This window comes from Aliikangiella coralliicola (assembly GCF_007004725.1).
GTDB lineage: Bacteria > Pseudomonadota > Gammaproteobacteria > Enterobacterales > Kangiellaceae > Aliikangiella > Aliikangiella coralliicola.
In genome coordinates, this window is record NZ_ML660172.1 from 123,259 (window position 1) to 136,905 (window position 13,647).

General features: G+C 40.6%; 13 protein-coding genes. 10 read left to right on the plus strand and 3 right to left on the minus strand.

The window, feature by feature from the left end:
* Positions 1 to 18: 18 nt before the first annotated feature.
* Positions 19 to 786 (minus strand): type I methionyl aminopeptidase, encoded by a 768-nt coding sequence (gene map / locus FLL46_RS25405; RefSeq protein WP_142935025.1) that lies wholly within the window; start codon positions 784 to 786, stop codon positions 19 to 21.
* Positions 787 to 1,084: 298 nt separating this feature from the next.
* Here map and FLL46_RS25410 point away from each other — a divergent pair, with 298 nt between their 5' ends.
* Complete coding sequence (locus tag FLL46_RS25410; protein WP_142935027.1) at positions 1,085 to 2,419, plus strand: NAD(P)/FAD-dependent oxidoreductase; 1,335 nt, start codon at positions 1,085 to 1,087, stop codon at positions 2,417 to 2,419.
* Positions 2,420 to 2,426: 7 nt separating this feature from the next.
* Here FLL46_RS25410 and FLL46_RS25415 read toward each other — a convergent pair whose 3' ends face one another.
* Entirely contained in the window at positions 2,427 to 3,293 is an 867-nt protein-coding gene (locus FLL46_RS25415) for a helix-turn-helix transcriptional regulator (RefSeq protein ID WP_142935029.1), read from the minus strand.
* Between the two features lie 342 nt (positions 3,294 to 3,635).
* On the opposite strand from FLL46_RS25415, the gene FLL46_RS25420 reads away from it, so the two are divergent.
* Both FLL46_RS25420 and recA read left to right on the plus strand, forming a co-directional pair.
* A complete protein-coding gene (locus FLL46_RS25420; RefSeq protein ID WP_142935030.1) occupies positions 3,636 to 3,887 on the plus strand; it encodes a hypothetical protein in 252 nt (83 codons plus the stop codon).
* Positions 3,888 to 4,101: 214 nt separating this feature from the next.
* Positions 4,102 to 5,121, plus strand: coding sequence for a recombinase RecA (recA, locus tag FLL46_RS25425; RefSeq protein WP_142935032.1), 1,020 nt, complete (start codon positions 4,102 to 4,104; stop codon positions 5,119 to 5,121).
* Positions 5,122 to 5,375: 254 nt separating this feature from the next.
* On the opposite strand, the gene FLL46_RS25430 is transcribed toward recA, so the two are convergent.
* Positions 5,376 to 6,386: a TolB family protein gene (locus FLL46_RS25430; RefSeq protein WP_142935034.1), complete on the minus strand. Its 1,011-nt coding sequence runs from the start codon at positions 6,384 to 6,386 to the stop codon at positions 5,376 to 5,378.
* Between the two features lie 590 nt (positions 6,387 to 6,976).
* Here FLL46_RS25430 and FLL46_RS25435 point away from each other — a divergent pair.
* From FLL46_RS25435 to FLL46_RS25465, 7 genes are all read left to right on the plus strand, one after another.
* Positions 6,977 to 7,396 carry a hypothetical protein gene (locus FLL46_RS25435; RefSeq protein WP_142935036.1) on the plus strand — a complete coding sequence of 140 codons (420 nt, stop codon included), beginning with the start codon at positions 6,977 to 6,979 and terminating at the stop codon, positions 7,394 to 7,396.
* A gap of 77 nt (positions 7,397 to 7,473) precedes the next feature.
* A complete protein-coding gene (locus FLL46_RS25440) occupies positions 7,474 to 8,289 on the plus strand; it encodes an AraC family transcriptional regulator (RefSeq protein WP_142935038.1) in 816 nt (271 codons plus the stop codon).
* Positions 8,290 to 8,382: 93 nt separating this feature from the next.
* Entirely contained in the window at positions 8,383 to 8,751 is a 369-nt protein-coding gene (locus FLL46_RS25445) for a VOC family protein (RefSeq protein ID WP_142935039.1), read from the plus strand.
* A 394-nt stretch (positions 8,752 to 9,145) separates the two neighbouring features.
* The gene (locus FLL46_RS25450; protein ID WP_142935041.1) at positions 9,146 to 10,849 is read left to right on the plus strand and encodes a protein adenylyltransferase SelO; all 1,704 of its coding nucleotides are present in this window, start codon (positions 9,146 to 9,148) and stop codon (positions 10,847 to 10,849) included.
* Between the two features lie 142 nt (positions 10,850 to 10,991).
* Entirely contained in the window at positions 10,992 to 11,489 is a 498-nt protein-coding gene (locus tag FLL46_RS25455; RefSeq protein ID WP_142935043.1) for a chloramphenicol phosphotransferase CPT family protein, read from the plus strand.
* 83 nt (positions 11,490 to 11,572) lie between these two features.
* Positions 11,573 to 11,968: a DUF4267 domain-containing protein gene (locus FLL46_RS25460; protein WP_142935045.1), complete on the plus strand. Its 396-nt coding sequence runs from the start codon at positions 11,573 to 11,575 to the stop codon at positions 11,966 to 11,968.
* 443 nt (positions 11,969 to 12,411) lie between these two features.
* On the plus strand, positions 12,412 to 12,978 hold the full coding sequence (locus FLL46_RS25465; protein ID WP_142935047.1) for a cupin domain-containing protein: 567 nt from the start codon (positions 12,412 to 12,414) through the stop codon (positions 12,976 to 12,978).
* Positions 12,979 to 13,647 lie beyond the last annotated feature (669 nt).

Consider the following 13,647-nt stretch of genomic DNA (forward strand, 5'->3'; position numbering starts at 1 on the left):
GGATTCGATTAGAATAAATTAGATAGTTTCGTCAGGTCGTCTGGTTAATACTTCAACACCGTCGCTAGTGACTAACAAAGTATGCTCCCATTGAGCGGATAGGCTTTTGTCTTTGGTGACAACTGTCCATTCGTCTTTTAGTAATCTCGAGTGGCGTTTACCGGCATTAATCATTGGTTCGATAGTGAAGGTCATGCCTTCTTTGAGTATTTCGCCGGTTCCTGGCTTTCCATAATGCAGAACTTGTGGTTCTTCGTGGAATACTTCACCGATGCCATGTCCGCAATACTCGCGCACAACTGAAAAACGATTAGCATGGGCGTGATTGGCTATCGCATGACCGATATCGCCCAAGTGAACCCCGGGCTTAACCATCTTAATACCGATATACAAACATTCTTGTGCGACACGCGTTAATTTTTCAGCCAGAATTGACGGTTTACCAACGAAAAACATTTTCGAGGTATCACCGTGAAATCCATCTTTAATGACTGTAACGTCAATATTAATAATATCCCCGTCGCGCAGCTTTTTGTCAGCCGGTATACCATGACAGATAACGTGATTGACCGATGTGCAAATTGATTTGGGAAATCCGTTGTAATTCAAAGGTGCAGGTATTGCTTGCTGTTCATTAACAATGTAGTTGTGACAGATTTGATTGAGTTCTTCGGTAGTAACGCCTTTTTTTACATAAGGCGTAATCATTTCAAGAACCTCGGATGCCAACTTTCCGGCAACACGCATTTTTTCAATTTGTTCAGCACTTTTGATAACGGTGGACATGCAGTTTCTCTGATTAATACTTTAGATACCGCATTTTACTGAATTTAACTGGAATTGGAATAGTTAACCCGTGCCTGGGGTCGCTATTCTTATCTGCGACCAGTGTTTATTAGCCTGGAACAGAGACATTTCTAACGCCCGGGTAGCGGAGTTTTCCTTTGTTTATTCGACAGGTTTTTCCGGTTTATCGCCAATGGAGGAATATTGATGTGCCAGATTGCTAATTACAGCAAGGTATATTCTCCGATTTAATGTTAGCATTGCATCAAATATTTATTTCGATTTGAGTTAAGTAATAATGCAACAACAAGACTTTTCTCGACAGAGCAACGAGCAAAGTGCTTATCCGCCAAGCTATTACGCTGCAACAATTAATGATACCGACGTTTTTCCATATCTAGATCGCGATATTGAAGTTGAAACTTGTATCGTGGGCGGGGGATATGCTGGCCTGATGACCGCTTTAGGGTTGATTGAAAGGGGATATACCAAAATTGCGATATTGGAACGAAACAAAGTCGGTTGGGGAGCTTCGGGCAGAAATGGCGGTTTTGTTTTTGGCGGTTATTCACTGGGTCCGAGGAAGTTAGTTAAACAAGTGGGCGAAGAGAATGCCAAGAACCTCTATCAATTGACGCAATCGGCCGTTGAACTCATCAGGAAAAGAGTCCATCAATATCATATCGACTGTGATCTTGTAGACGAAGGCGTTATCTGGGCAAACTGGTTTAAAGACCAATCATTGTTAAAAAACGAACAAGCTTTTATGAAAGAGAAGTTTGCCGTTGATTGGCGTTATTTATCGCCTAAACAGCTTTCCTCAATTGTTAATTCGGAGCGATATCACGGCGGGCTTTTTGAGCCAAATGCGATGCATTTTCACCCACTTAACTATGCTCGGGGAGTGGCTCATCAGATTGATAATACACAGGCTCAAATATACGAAAATACTGAAGTGATTGATGTCCAATATTCGTCGTCAGGTGCTGACGATGAAAAGCTGGTAATTACAGCAAATGCTAAGGTTCGTTGTAAAAATATTGTGCTCGCAGGTGGTGGTTATCTGGGTAAGCTTTGTCCGCCGGTTGCAAACTCGGTGTTACCGATCGCCACCTATGTTATGGCTACAGAGCCGCTTGGTGAGCGGCTGACTGAGTGTCTTAGATCTCATGCCGCAATTTATGATACCCGATTTGCGTTTGATTATTATCGTCCACTCAAAGATGGTCGCATTTTATGGGGAGGAAGGGTCAGCGCGAAAACTCGAACACCACGCAACCTGGCAAAACAACTAACTCGAGATTTGTGCAAAGTGTTCCCACAACTATCTGGTGTTAATGTTGATTTTGTCTGGGATGGCTGGATGTCCTACGCCCGTCATCAAATGGCACAAATTGGACAACTCGCCCCTGGCGTATGGTATGGGGTTGGGTTTGGGGGTCACGGTGTAGCGCCGACGACCACCGCCGGCGAAATACTCGCTGACGCGATTGCTAACAATAGTGAGCAATATCGTCAATTTCAGCCCTGGGGACTTCCCTGGAACGGCGGTCCTTTTGGACCTGTGGCTGCGCAGATGAGCTATTGGTGGTATCAGCTAAATGACTGGTTTAAAGAGCGACTTGGCAAATAACACGATGCTAAAAACGCCACTGAGCCAATTCTTCCATATTGTTCACTACAATTTGTTGAATCAGTGGATTTTCATGGGGCGTTTGGTAATCGAGTTTAAGCAACTGTAAAAAATAAGTGACCAGAGCGCCGCGTAGTTGAAAGTCACGCTGGTTGTCTTTCATGGAATAGTCTCTTGCAATAATTGACTGTTGGTGTGGGTTAAGTCGCGGATCAGGAGAAATACTCACGGCAACCTGAGTGCTCCAGGCAACATCTTGTTCGATCGTGTTGTTGCTGGTGCCTTCGAGATCATAGACTTCGACAATTCTTGATAGCACAAAATCACGAAATCCCTGTTGTTCCTCACAGTAAGCTCTGATATGCCATCTTTGCCCGTTAAAAACGATCGTGTGTGGTGCAATGATTCTTTCTTTGGCCTGAGGTGATGATAAGGAAACATAGCGAATGTCTACACGTTTGTTTTCCCTCGCCGCCAAAATAATCGGGCTAATTACCTCTGGTTCGATAGCTCTCGCCGGTGGTGAGAGAACTTGTGTATTTGCCTGATTAATATTTAAAGACTCAAACTGATTGAGCAAATCCTGACGACTGTTCAGCAGTTGTAAGTATTCGCTTATTTCACCCCGAGTGAGTACAGGGCTGAATTGACTGGTTGGTTTATATCCCTTGAGCTTTTTATCGTAAGTCAAATTGTTCGGTGCGACTTCTTTAATATAGTTGTTGATGTCTTTGCTGGCTTGTTGACGGCCGATACCAAAGGCTTGTATTAAAGCTTTGGTAGTCAGTCTTCCTTCCCATAAAGTGATGATTTCGATGAGTCGGTATCTGAGTAATAAATCCCAGCGAAATGGCCATTGAGTTTGTTGAGTCATGTTGGTGGTTTCTCTATTAAAGTGAGCGATAAACCGCAATTTATTTGTCTCAAACGCCCATTAAATTGGATGTGTTTGAAAAGGCGACACACCTATGTAACCGCTATAGACATGTCGTCAATAGCTACATATAATACACCTGTACTCAGTTAAGAGCAACTTCTCGGAACCTGGGTCAAGTGTTGTAAGCGTTGGTGTTTATCGATATCCAATAATTGTTACTTGCCTACTAGTATAAGTAGGTGTAGTATGAGTAGCGTTAGGATTGAGAGAAACAGCGAGAGATTAGAAACAGGGACGTCATAGTTAAGGAAAGTCGTTGAAGGAAAATTGTTATGGAATTTGAGTAGGGGAACTAATCACAAGGAAGTCGGCAACAAGGAAGTCGGCAACAAGGAGGTCGGCAACAAGGAAGTCGGCAACAAGGAAGTCGGCAACAAGGAGGTCGGCAACAAGGAGGTCGGCAACAAGGAAGTCGGCAACAAGGAAGTCGGCAACAAGGAGGTCGGCAACAAGGAGGTCGGCAACAAGGAAGTCTGCAACAAGGAAGTCTGCAACAAGGAAGTCTGCAACAGGGAGGTAAGAGCAGGGTAGATAAGAACAAGGAAGTCGAAGTAAGGGGGATCGTGGGAAAATGGATTTGGGAGCAATGGAAGGACATTTCGGTAATTGACATGGAGGATACTGGTTAATGTCTTACAGATCTCTCGCAGCCAATGTGGTTTAATACAACGCTTTTAGTAAGACCGATTTCACGGAATGAAATTTGGTACAGACGAATTTTAAGATAACAATTGTGGAGAAAAAAATGGACGATAACCGTAAACAGGCGTTAACCGCCGCGTTAAGTCAAATTGAAAGACAGTTTGGTAAAGGTTCTGTTATGCGTTTAGGAGAAGCGCAAGCACAACGAATTGATACTATTTCAACTGGCTCTATCGGATTGGATGTTGCACTTGGCGTTGGTGGTTTACCAAAAGGCCGTGTGATTGAAATATACGGGCCTGAATCTTCCGGTAAAACAACATTAACACTTCAAGCGATTGCTGAGTGTCAGAAACAAGGCGGCACCGCTGCTTTTGTCGATGCTGAACATGCGCTCGATCCTGTTTATGCAGAAGCTTTAGGAGTTAATTTAGATAGTCTGTTAGTTTCTCAGCCAGATACTGGTGAACAGGCGTTAGAAATTTGTGACATGCTTGTTCGTTCCGGTGCGGTAGACCTGGTTGTTATTGACTCGGTGGCGGCATTAACACCGAAAGCGGAAATTGAAGGTGATATGGGAGATTCTCATATGGGGCTTCAAGCAAGGTTAATGTCACAAGCACTAAGAAAGTTAACCGGAAATATTAAACGAACCAATTGTACCGTTATTTTCATCAACCAGATCCGCATGAAGATCGGTGTGATGTTTGGTAACCCTGAAACAACAACTGGTGGTAATGCGCTGAAGTTTTATGCATCGGTCAGGTTAGATATCCGTAGAATTGGTGCTGTTAAGCAGGGCGATGAAGTAGTAGGTAATGAAACTCGCGTTAAAGTGGTCAAAAATAAAGTCGCGCCTCCATTTAAACAAACCGAATTCCAAATTCTTTATGGACAGGGAACTTCTAAATTTGGCGAGATTATTGATATCGGCGTTAAGCAAGGATTAGTTGACAAAGCGGGTGCCTGGTATAGTTATAAAGGTGATCGTATTGGCCAGGGAAAAGCCAAAGTAATGGAATTTTTAAAAGAACACCCAGAAGTTTCTGAAGAAATTGAAACGCAGATTCGAGCTGCGTTATTGCCTCAACCAGGAAATGTTGAAGCTGAAAAAGAAGAGTAATTTTTTGCAGCCTCAAAGGAGCTATTTCTGAATAATATGGAGGCTGTAAATAAAGGTTAGTAGATCCTATCTCTAATACTATAGTGATTAGAGATAGGTTCGTAGTAGCCAGTTCAAAAAATCATATTAACCGATTGATTGCCAGAAGTTTTATCTAATATGTTCACTAGTTAGCAAGGGTAGATTGGAGCAAGCAGACCGGAAATTGTTGGTCAAGAAATGGGTTTGAAAAGGTTTTAAAAATTGAGTTGCGGTTATTCGTGTTTTCTATTTATATTGGCTTTCGCACAAACAAAACCTTTCATCTTTATTCGATAGATTGCCGCTTTTCCGCTACGATCTGAATTAAAATAGATATAACTCCCATCCCGCATCCAGTAAGCATAGCTGTCTTTCCAATCACCAAAGGTTAGCTGAGAAAAAGTACCATCTGAAGCCATCACATAAAGGTTTCTTCGCGTAGGCTGCCCTTCAACTTCCAAAGACATCACCAGTGTTTGTCCATCGGGCGCCCACGAGGCATAGCTTTCTTCGAAGGAAGTAGAGGTTAATCGAGTTTCCTTACCACTCGCCAAATCATAGCTGTAAAGATCAAAATCATAGCCGCCATCGGCTCGTTTTTTCACCTGTCGATGAAACGAAATCTTGCTACCGTCGGGCGAAAACTCACCATGTGCGTCATAGCCGTCGTAATTAGTTAATTGTTTCATAGTTTTCGCGGAACGGTCATAGAGGTAGATCTCCGAATTACCGGAGCGATAAGAATTGAACAGGATATATTGACCATCGGGCGAATAACTCGGCAGGAATTCCCACGCTGAGCTTTGTGCAATGACGTTTGGCCGGCCAGTTTTCACGTTATACTCGAAAATATCAGTCTTTCCATCCGGAGTATAGTGCGCGCCGACGAGCCACAAACCATCGCCTGAAAAGCTAGAGTTATGGTTTATGGGGTCTGCCAATTCGCTCTTCTTTCCCGTGACAAGGTTTAATCTATATGAACCTCGTATGGGATTACCGTCGGCGTCTTTGCCTTTGTTCCAGCCAACAGAAAGCCATTGACCATCCTTACTAGCCCCTTGGTGTTGAAACTCATCATAGTTTTCATTTGTTAGCTGCTCGATTAAGCAACCATTTGTTGCTGTAAACGCCTTGAATATTTGTTCGTCGGACGGCCTAGCGCTGGCAACCTGGTTAACCGAGACAATTGTTAGTGCGACCAGGAAACAGGTCTGAACAGGCTTGAAACTTTTCATGACATGCATAAAGAATTCTCCTTCTTTCGCGTTTGTTGTTCGCCTACGAGTTCACAAAGAGAGCGCAATGCACGCGAAATATAGCCGAACATCCTATCTCAGTCTATTGTATGTGTGTGGATTGCACCTGCTCTTTCAGTTGAAATGCCCGATATATGCGATTGGTGGGCGGTAAACTTACTTGCTATGCATCACATTCGAACACCAAATCTAAACAACTCAAATTTTGGAATTGGGTAATAACTGCGCGTCAATCAGAAAACAAATCCATTTGTCGATTAAAGTGAACAGCCATTAAACGTATTTCGTTTTATTGTAGTGATGGAAATATGAAGCCCTATAAAGACTCGAAAACAGCAAATACAATGATGCCGCTAATGCTAATCAGTTCGGCTTAACTAACAATAATTCACTTGGTCCACGTAAAGTGTACCCAAAATGGACTGGCGGAATGGCCGCAATGGAGCCATCATTTAAAAACAAATGGAGGCTTTAAGCTTGTAATTGCATGACAGGCCAAAGGTCAGTAAATCGGACATCAGAGCCTCTCAAAATTGATGCCATGAATGGTAATCAATGGCACTTTTGAGCCGAACCACTTGCAAGAAAAGCTATTTAAATTTTTGTTACATCAAGCAATCCCATCGAAAGAGATAAGAGTATCTTCGTTTCTTAGTGTAATGCATAATATAAAAAACAAATCACTTCAAAAAGGAAATAGAATGAGAAGTTTGACTAAAATAATCCTGCCATTTGGATTAATTCTAAGTGCGAATGTTTATGCTCAGCAGGAACGTCATGCTAGTGAGATGGAAAAGAGACTGGAGGCACAAGGAGTATACATTCTTAAAAAGTCTTTAGAAGTTGCAAATTCAGATGAAATAATGAAAGTAAAAGTAAAACTTCTTAAAAAATATCATAAGATGTTGCTTGATGCCGGATTTTCAAAAGAAGAAGCTATAAGGATTGTTGCTAGATCGGCGATAAATACTCAGCCCGTGAAGAAACCATTCGAGTAATAGTCAACGGCTTGTCTAATTTATTAAATACGCGTTTGAATACAGTTGAAATTTACTGAATAGAGAATGAATTATTAATGGATTACCGAACATTTCCACCTCACCAAGACTTAGCGCCTTTGATTAATCGCTATTGGACATTGGAAGTTCCTGCGAGTGATGAGCCTCAAAAACAGCGAATTATACCCGATGGGTGTATTGAAATGGCTTTTATTCTTGGTGACGATATAAAGCGGTATACTTCAGAAAATGAGTTTATTTTCCAACCGCGTGCTATGGTACTTGGACAAACAGTAGACCCTTTTTATATTGAGCCGTCAGGATATGTAAACACCTTTGCAGTAAGTTTTTATCCGTATGGTTTCGCAAATATTGCTGCGGAACCTATAAGAAATTTAGTGAACAAAGAAACACCAATTGAGCTTCTTTTTGGAGAGAGCCTCGCGACGGAATTAGAACGGAAAATTGTAGCAGCAGCCAACACCGAGGAACGAATCAAAATCATAGAAGAATTTCTTTTGGATAGGTTAAACGACAAAATAACTATCGATAACATAGTAAAGTCTACTGTTGATATGCTCTTGTCGACAAAGGGGGGAGCATCAATTAACGATATTCTTAAACAAGATTTATCTAAAAGGAGGCAGCTTGAAAGAAAGTTTGTAAAACAGATTGGCATAAGTCCTAAGCAGTTAGGTAAGGTAATCCGATTGCAAACAGCTTTAAAAATATTACTTAATGAAAAAGTAGAAAGCTTAACTAGTGTTGCTTATAAAAGTGAATACTATGATCAAGCTCATTTTATTAGAGACTTTAAGGAGTTCACTGGCGTTAGTCCTAAAGAGTTTTTAGGGAATAAAAACATGGCTCTTTCATCTCTCTTCTACAAATAGTTTGAAAGTGTCGCATTTTTACAATTTCCCGCCTTTTTGATAGCGCATTATCGAACCCAAATGAAATGAATTCTTAAGAAGGGTGTCGATGATATGAAAAGTTTTGTTTCCATTTTTGAAATTCCAGCCACAGAAATTTCAAGAGCCGTTGATTTTTATCAATCTATTTTGGACATAAAAATCGAGAAAATGGACTTTTCAGATATGCAAATGGGATTATTTCCAACTCAAGGGCAACTGACATACGGCGTTATTGTTCAAGAAAAGGACTATAAACCTTCAGCCAATGGCGTGACTATCTATTTCGACGGTGGAGATAATCTTCAAGTCATTCTAGATAAAGTAGAATCGAAAGGTGGTACAATCGTTGTGCCGAAAACACTCCATGCTGATGAAAGTGGGTATTTTGCAATTTTCATTGATACTGAAGGGAATAGAATTGGTTTACATTCCCCAAATTAATTCAAAGTAAATCTGACGATCAACGAAATATTAAATGGCTGTTTAGTGTAAAGCACAGCGAACTCCATACCAGATTATCGGAGTACTATTGATGGGAGTATTGATGGGGTCAGAGTATTTGAAATTTTTACTAGTAAGTTTCAAGATTTCATAAAATCAGTTTGACTCCTTTGATTCAATTGTTACGGGGCTAGCATAAGCTTGGTCTCGGGCTCTGGCACTACAATCATAAACGACCTCAGTTGCAATAAACTTTACAACTTTTGTGGCCTTTGCCGACAGAGCAGCTTAGAATGAAAAACTCATCAAAGCTGTTGTGTTAATGATGAAGAATGGCCGTGTGCGCACCGTTACGGCACATCGATATCAGTAATCAAACTTAGGTTTTAGAAAAATGGCACACCCATTTAAACTACCGAGCAAAACTTACGTGACTAACTTTGATGAGTTTGTACAGTTGGCTGACTATTCTTTGATGGATAATTTAAATGCCGACCCTAATGCCAGGTGTGACGGTGATGATCACCGCGCTCGCCAAGTGTTTTCTGGCCATTTCGTACCAGTGACACCAACACCGCTTGCAGAACCAGAATATATAACCCATAGCAGCACTTTTTTTAATGAGCTTGGACTAAGCGATGAACTGGCGCAAGATGAAGATTTTCGCCGGGTATTTTCAGCCGATCTTTCGGTAGCGTGCGCACCTATGCGCCAAGTTGGCTGGGCAACCGGCTATGCACTATCGATTTATGGGACCGAATACACTCAACAATGCCCATTTGGCACTGGCAATGGTTATGGCGATGGCAGAGCAATATCCGTATTTGAAACAGTGATTAATGACCAGCGATGGGAAATGCAATTAAAAGGCGGCGGCCAAACGCCTTATTGTCGTGGTGCCGACGGTCGCGCAGTACTTCGTTCAAGTGTACGTGAGTTTTTAGCTCAAGAATTTATGCAGGCTTTAAGAGTGCCTACATCGCGTTCTTTAACACTTTATGTTTCCAAATCTGAGACAGTTACCCGACCTTGGTATTCTCAAAACTCTCGCTCCACCGACCCTGATATTCTGGTAGACAACCCGGTGGCTATTTCTACCCGTGTGGCTCCCTCTTTCTTACGGGTTGGTCAGTTAGAGTTATTTGCCCGACGTGCTCGCAGTAATGCTCACATAAAAGCGTTTGAAGAGTTGCACATGATAGTCGCACATTTGATTGAAAGAGAATACAAAAACGAAATAGATCAAAGCTTTGCTTTTGCTGAGCAATTAGTTGAGTTGGCGATGTTATTTCGGCAGCGTTTGACTTCATTGGTGGCCAATTGGATTCGTGTGGGGTACTGCCAAGGTAATTTTAACAGTGACAACTGTGCTGCTGGCGGCCTTACACTTGATTATGGCCCATTTGGTTTTTGTGAAATTTTTGATACTGATTTTCAACCATGGACCGGAGGCGGCAAACACTTTTCATTTTTCAATCAGCCCGCTGCGGCGGAAGCAAATTATCATATGTTTTGGACAGCGGTACGACCACTTCTTGCTGAAGATACAGAAGCTTTAGAGCAGTTTGACCAAGTACGCCGAGGCTTCGCAAAAGAAATGCAAAAACAAATTCAAGAAATGTGGGCGACCAAACTTGGCTTGGCTGAATTTAACTCAAAGCTATTTACAAAATTACTGGGACTAATGGAACGCTCAGAAGTGGATTACACCATTTTCTTTCGCGAATTATCCCATATACCCGACGATATTTCAGCGTTGAAAAAGAGCTTTTATGTTAACACTTCTCAGGAGCTCGACGAGCAATGGCAATCATGGCTAAATAGTTGGCGTGATCTAGTTAGCAACGGTTATGACTCGTCGACTGTTTCCACAAAAATGAAACAAACTAACCCTAAATACACATGGCGTGAGTGGTTAGTAGTCCCTGCCTACCAACAAGCCGCGCAGGGTGATTACACATTGATCAACGAGCTTCAAGAAGTGTTGAGCTATCCTTATGATGAGCAATCAAAAGAAATAGAAGACAAATACTATCGTCTAAAACCCAAAGAATATTTTAACGCTGGTGGTGTGTCGCACTATAGCTGCTCATCTTGATTGTGAATGAGAACAGAGAAATTAATCAATGAGTTCAGAGTATTTGATTCTGCCTATTCTCCAATGTCTGCTTTTGGCCGAATAAGGAAGAGCTTTTATCTCGCTCACCCGAAACAAGGTTGCTAATCAATTTTTTATAAGAATGAATAAAACCGGTAAAATAATTGTACTGAATGGGACATCTAGCTCTGGAAAAACGACAGTTGCCAGGGAGATTCAATCGAATAGCTCTGAAATATATTTACTTTGTTCTTTAGATGCATTTTGGGATATGACTCCGCATGGAATACCTGCCGGGTCTGTTAATTTTCCAAACATGAAATTAGCACTTGCTCGATCAGTTAAAGCGCTAGCAGAAACTGGACACAATGTAATAGTAGATATAATTTTTTGTGGCCTAAAAACATATAATGAGTTCAAGCAAGAATTAAAAGGATTTAATGTGAGTCTGATTAAAATTTATTGCCCTTTAGAAGAGCTAATTAAACGTGAGTTGGCAAGAGGAGATCGAAAGCCTGGACTAGCAGAATCGCAGCTAGACAGTGTCCACAGTGGTGTAATTTACGACTTGTCGATTAACACGTCAGCTGGTAATTCCTCTGAATGTGCGCAGAATATTATAAATAGCCTAAGAGTCTAATAACATCTACGATAAATACCCGTAAGCTGACTGTTTAGTCTGAGTTAAATCAATACTATTAATAGACATAGCGAATCAAAAATATGATAAAGAAAATAGGTTTTACATTAGTACTATTCATGGCTCTGCTTCAAGGGTTTTATGCATTATTTGCATTTCTAGACCCAATGTCTTTTGCCACTGTTCGCGGAACAACTTTGTACTCAACTGACGATTTAGATTGGGTGCAAATTTATGCTTCACGTACTCTATTTATTTCGTTAACTATTGGTGTTTTGCTTTATCTTCGAAATTATAAAACTCTCTTATTTGCCGCGATCATTGGTACAGTGATGCCAATCACTGATGGGTGGCTGGCATACCAGGCTGGGGCTGATACCAGTGTTGTTGCCAAGCATGTTGCGACGATTGTTTATCTACTGATTACGAGCTTAGTTTTGCTTAATATTGTGAAAAAAGAAAGCGTAGAACAGGTCTAGTAAGTATTGCTCTGATGAGACTTGACGAACTATTAATCATCATTGCCAATTGAATCACTAAAATATCTGCTTTAGTGAGTTTGAGTCGCCAATCCAAAGTTCGACTAAGGGGGCGCTGATTAAAGAACGTGAGCTGTTTTAACTCAAGTTTTTACGACTTCGCGCAGAATCTGAAGCAATTTCTAGCATTACCCTATTTGATATTTGAATCATCTCTGCCAGTCAATGTGAGTGTTTATTTGTCTATGAGATTTATTTTTAGAGAATAATGTTTTAAAAATTATGATGTTGATTTTTGTTACGTTATTTTATATTTAATTTTTTAAAAAAACGCCGAAAATATTGAATCGATTTGCATTGTGTAGACAGGATAATTGTAGCCATCTATTCTAATTAAATCCCCTTTATCACAAAAAAATTATTTGGACCAAAGGAGAGTTAATATGAAATTTGATTTAACAAAAATTGAAAAGCAAATTGATGAAGCATGGACGAGTGGTAATTTTGTCAAGCAACTATCTACAGAAGAAATCCCAAATATTCCAACTGGTATTGAGCTGTCAAAGTGGGAGTGTATGATCTTAAGTAAAATCTATTGTAAGCCGGGAGATGTTGGCGAATTGGTGTTAGCTTTTCCGCCCGGTGGAAGTCCCGCTGAGTTAGTTCCTCACACACACGGTGGTGGTCGTGTTATAACCATAGTTGCTGGCGTTGGTTTGTTTCAGGTAATGCGAGATGGTCAATGGGTTGATATCGAACTAAAACCTGGCGTGCAAGTCATGTTTCCTAAAGAAACCCTGCATACTTTTATTGGTGTCGATGACGAAGCATTGTTGGCTCACGCACTACACGCACCATTTCTTGAGCCATCACATCCTCGAGCAATTGTTTATGATGATGGCACACGGGAAAAACATTATGACGACTGGGATCCAAGAGAATATTTTCCTGAAATTTTAGGAGAGCCGAATGAGCCGCTTTCGTTGGTTTGTTCGACATCAGCCGCTTAGGTAGTTAAAGTATTTTAGGCAGTACAAGAAATTTAAAAAACTTAAGGGGATGGGGTAGCGGTTCTGTCTAAGGCGTTATTTTAGGGAGTGATAACGCCTTGGCTTACGCTTCAGTTTGTTTTCGAAAAGCAAAGTAAAATATTTGGGTTGCTAATTGTTTCATATCTAAAATAATATAAAACTATTCGGTTCGTCGATATTTATTGCACTGCGTTATTTTAAAATTTAACAAAGCTGGCAGAGGTATTTATCGCGTCACGTATCTAAGTTTTGAATTCTCGTTTGCAGTCGACCAATCGCAGGGTTAAGTTGCCAAAAAACAAACTGAATTTTATTTTTAATTTCACTTGTTATTAAAATTATCTCTCGATCTGAGATGTTATCGAAAAATAGCTTATCGTATTGCTAGCACGTTGCTGATTGCTTTTTTAGCTTATTAATATTCCGCCGATCTTTATTTTAACAATAGTAAATTTTTTTAATCCCAATGCTTCACATTGGCTGGGTTGATTAAGAAACTTTACCTCCAATTAATCCAATCAACCGTAGTGGATTAATTATCAGTTTCTAACAGAATTCCACCTATCTATTTTTATTTTGTTTTACTTATATAACTATAAATTGTATTCAAAATAAAAAATATTGCACACAATAAAAATAACGGATAGT

Excerpts from the sequence above, each read along its gene's own strand:
- FLL46_RS25445 (WP_142935039.1), top strand. The coding sequence starts at position 8,383 with ATGAAAAGTTTTGTTTCCATTTTTGAAATTCCAGCCACAGAAATTTCA.
- FLL46_RS25410 (WP_142935027.1), top strand. The coding sequence starts at position 1,085 with ATGCAACAACAAGACTTTTCTCGACAGAGCAACGAGCAAAGTGCTTAT.
- FLL46_RS25455 (WP_142935043.1), top strand. The coding sequence starts at position 10,992 with ATGAATAAAACCGGTAAAATAATTGTACTGAATGGGACATCTAGCTCT.
- FLL46_RS25465 (WP_142935047.1), top strand. The coding sequence starts at position 12,412 with ATGAAATTTGATTTAACAAAAATTGAAAAGCAAATTGATGAAGCATGG.
- FLL46_RS25460 (WP_142935045.1), top strand. The coding sequence starts at position 11,573 with ATGATAAAGAAAATAGGTTTTACATTAGTACTATTCATGGCTCTGCTT.
- FLL46_RS25430 (WP_142935034.1), bottom strand. The coding sequence starts at position 6,386 with ATGCATGTCATGAAAAGTTTCAAGCCTGTTCAGACCTGTTTCCTGGTC.
- FLL46_RS25440 (WP_142935038.1), top strand. The coding sequence starts at position 7,474 with ATGGATTACCGAACATTTCCACCTCACCAAGACTTAGCGCCTTTGATT.
- FLL46_RS25450 (WP_142935041.1), top strand. The coding sequence starts at position 9,146 with ATGGCACACCCATTTAAACTACCGAGCAAAACTTACGTGACTAACTTT.
- recA (WP_142935032.1), top strand. The coding sequence starts at position 4,102 with ATGGACGATAACCGTAAACAGGCGTTAACCGCCGCGTTAAGTCAAATT.
- map (WP_142935025.1), bottom strand. The coding sequence starts at position 786 with ATGTCCACCGTTATCAAAAGTGCTGAACAAATTGAAAAAATGCGTGTT.
- FLL46_RS25415 (WP_142935029.1), bottom strand. The coding sequence starts at position 3,293 with ATGACTCAACAAACTCAATGGCCATTTCGCTGGGATTTATTACTCAGA.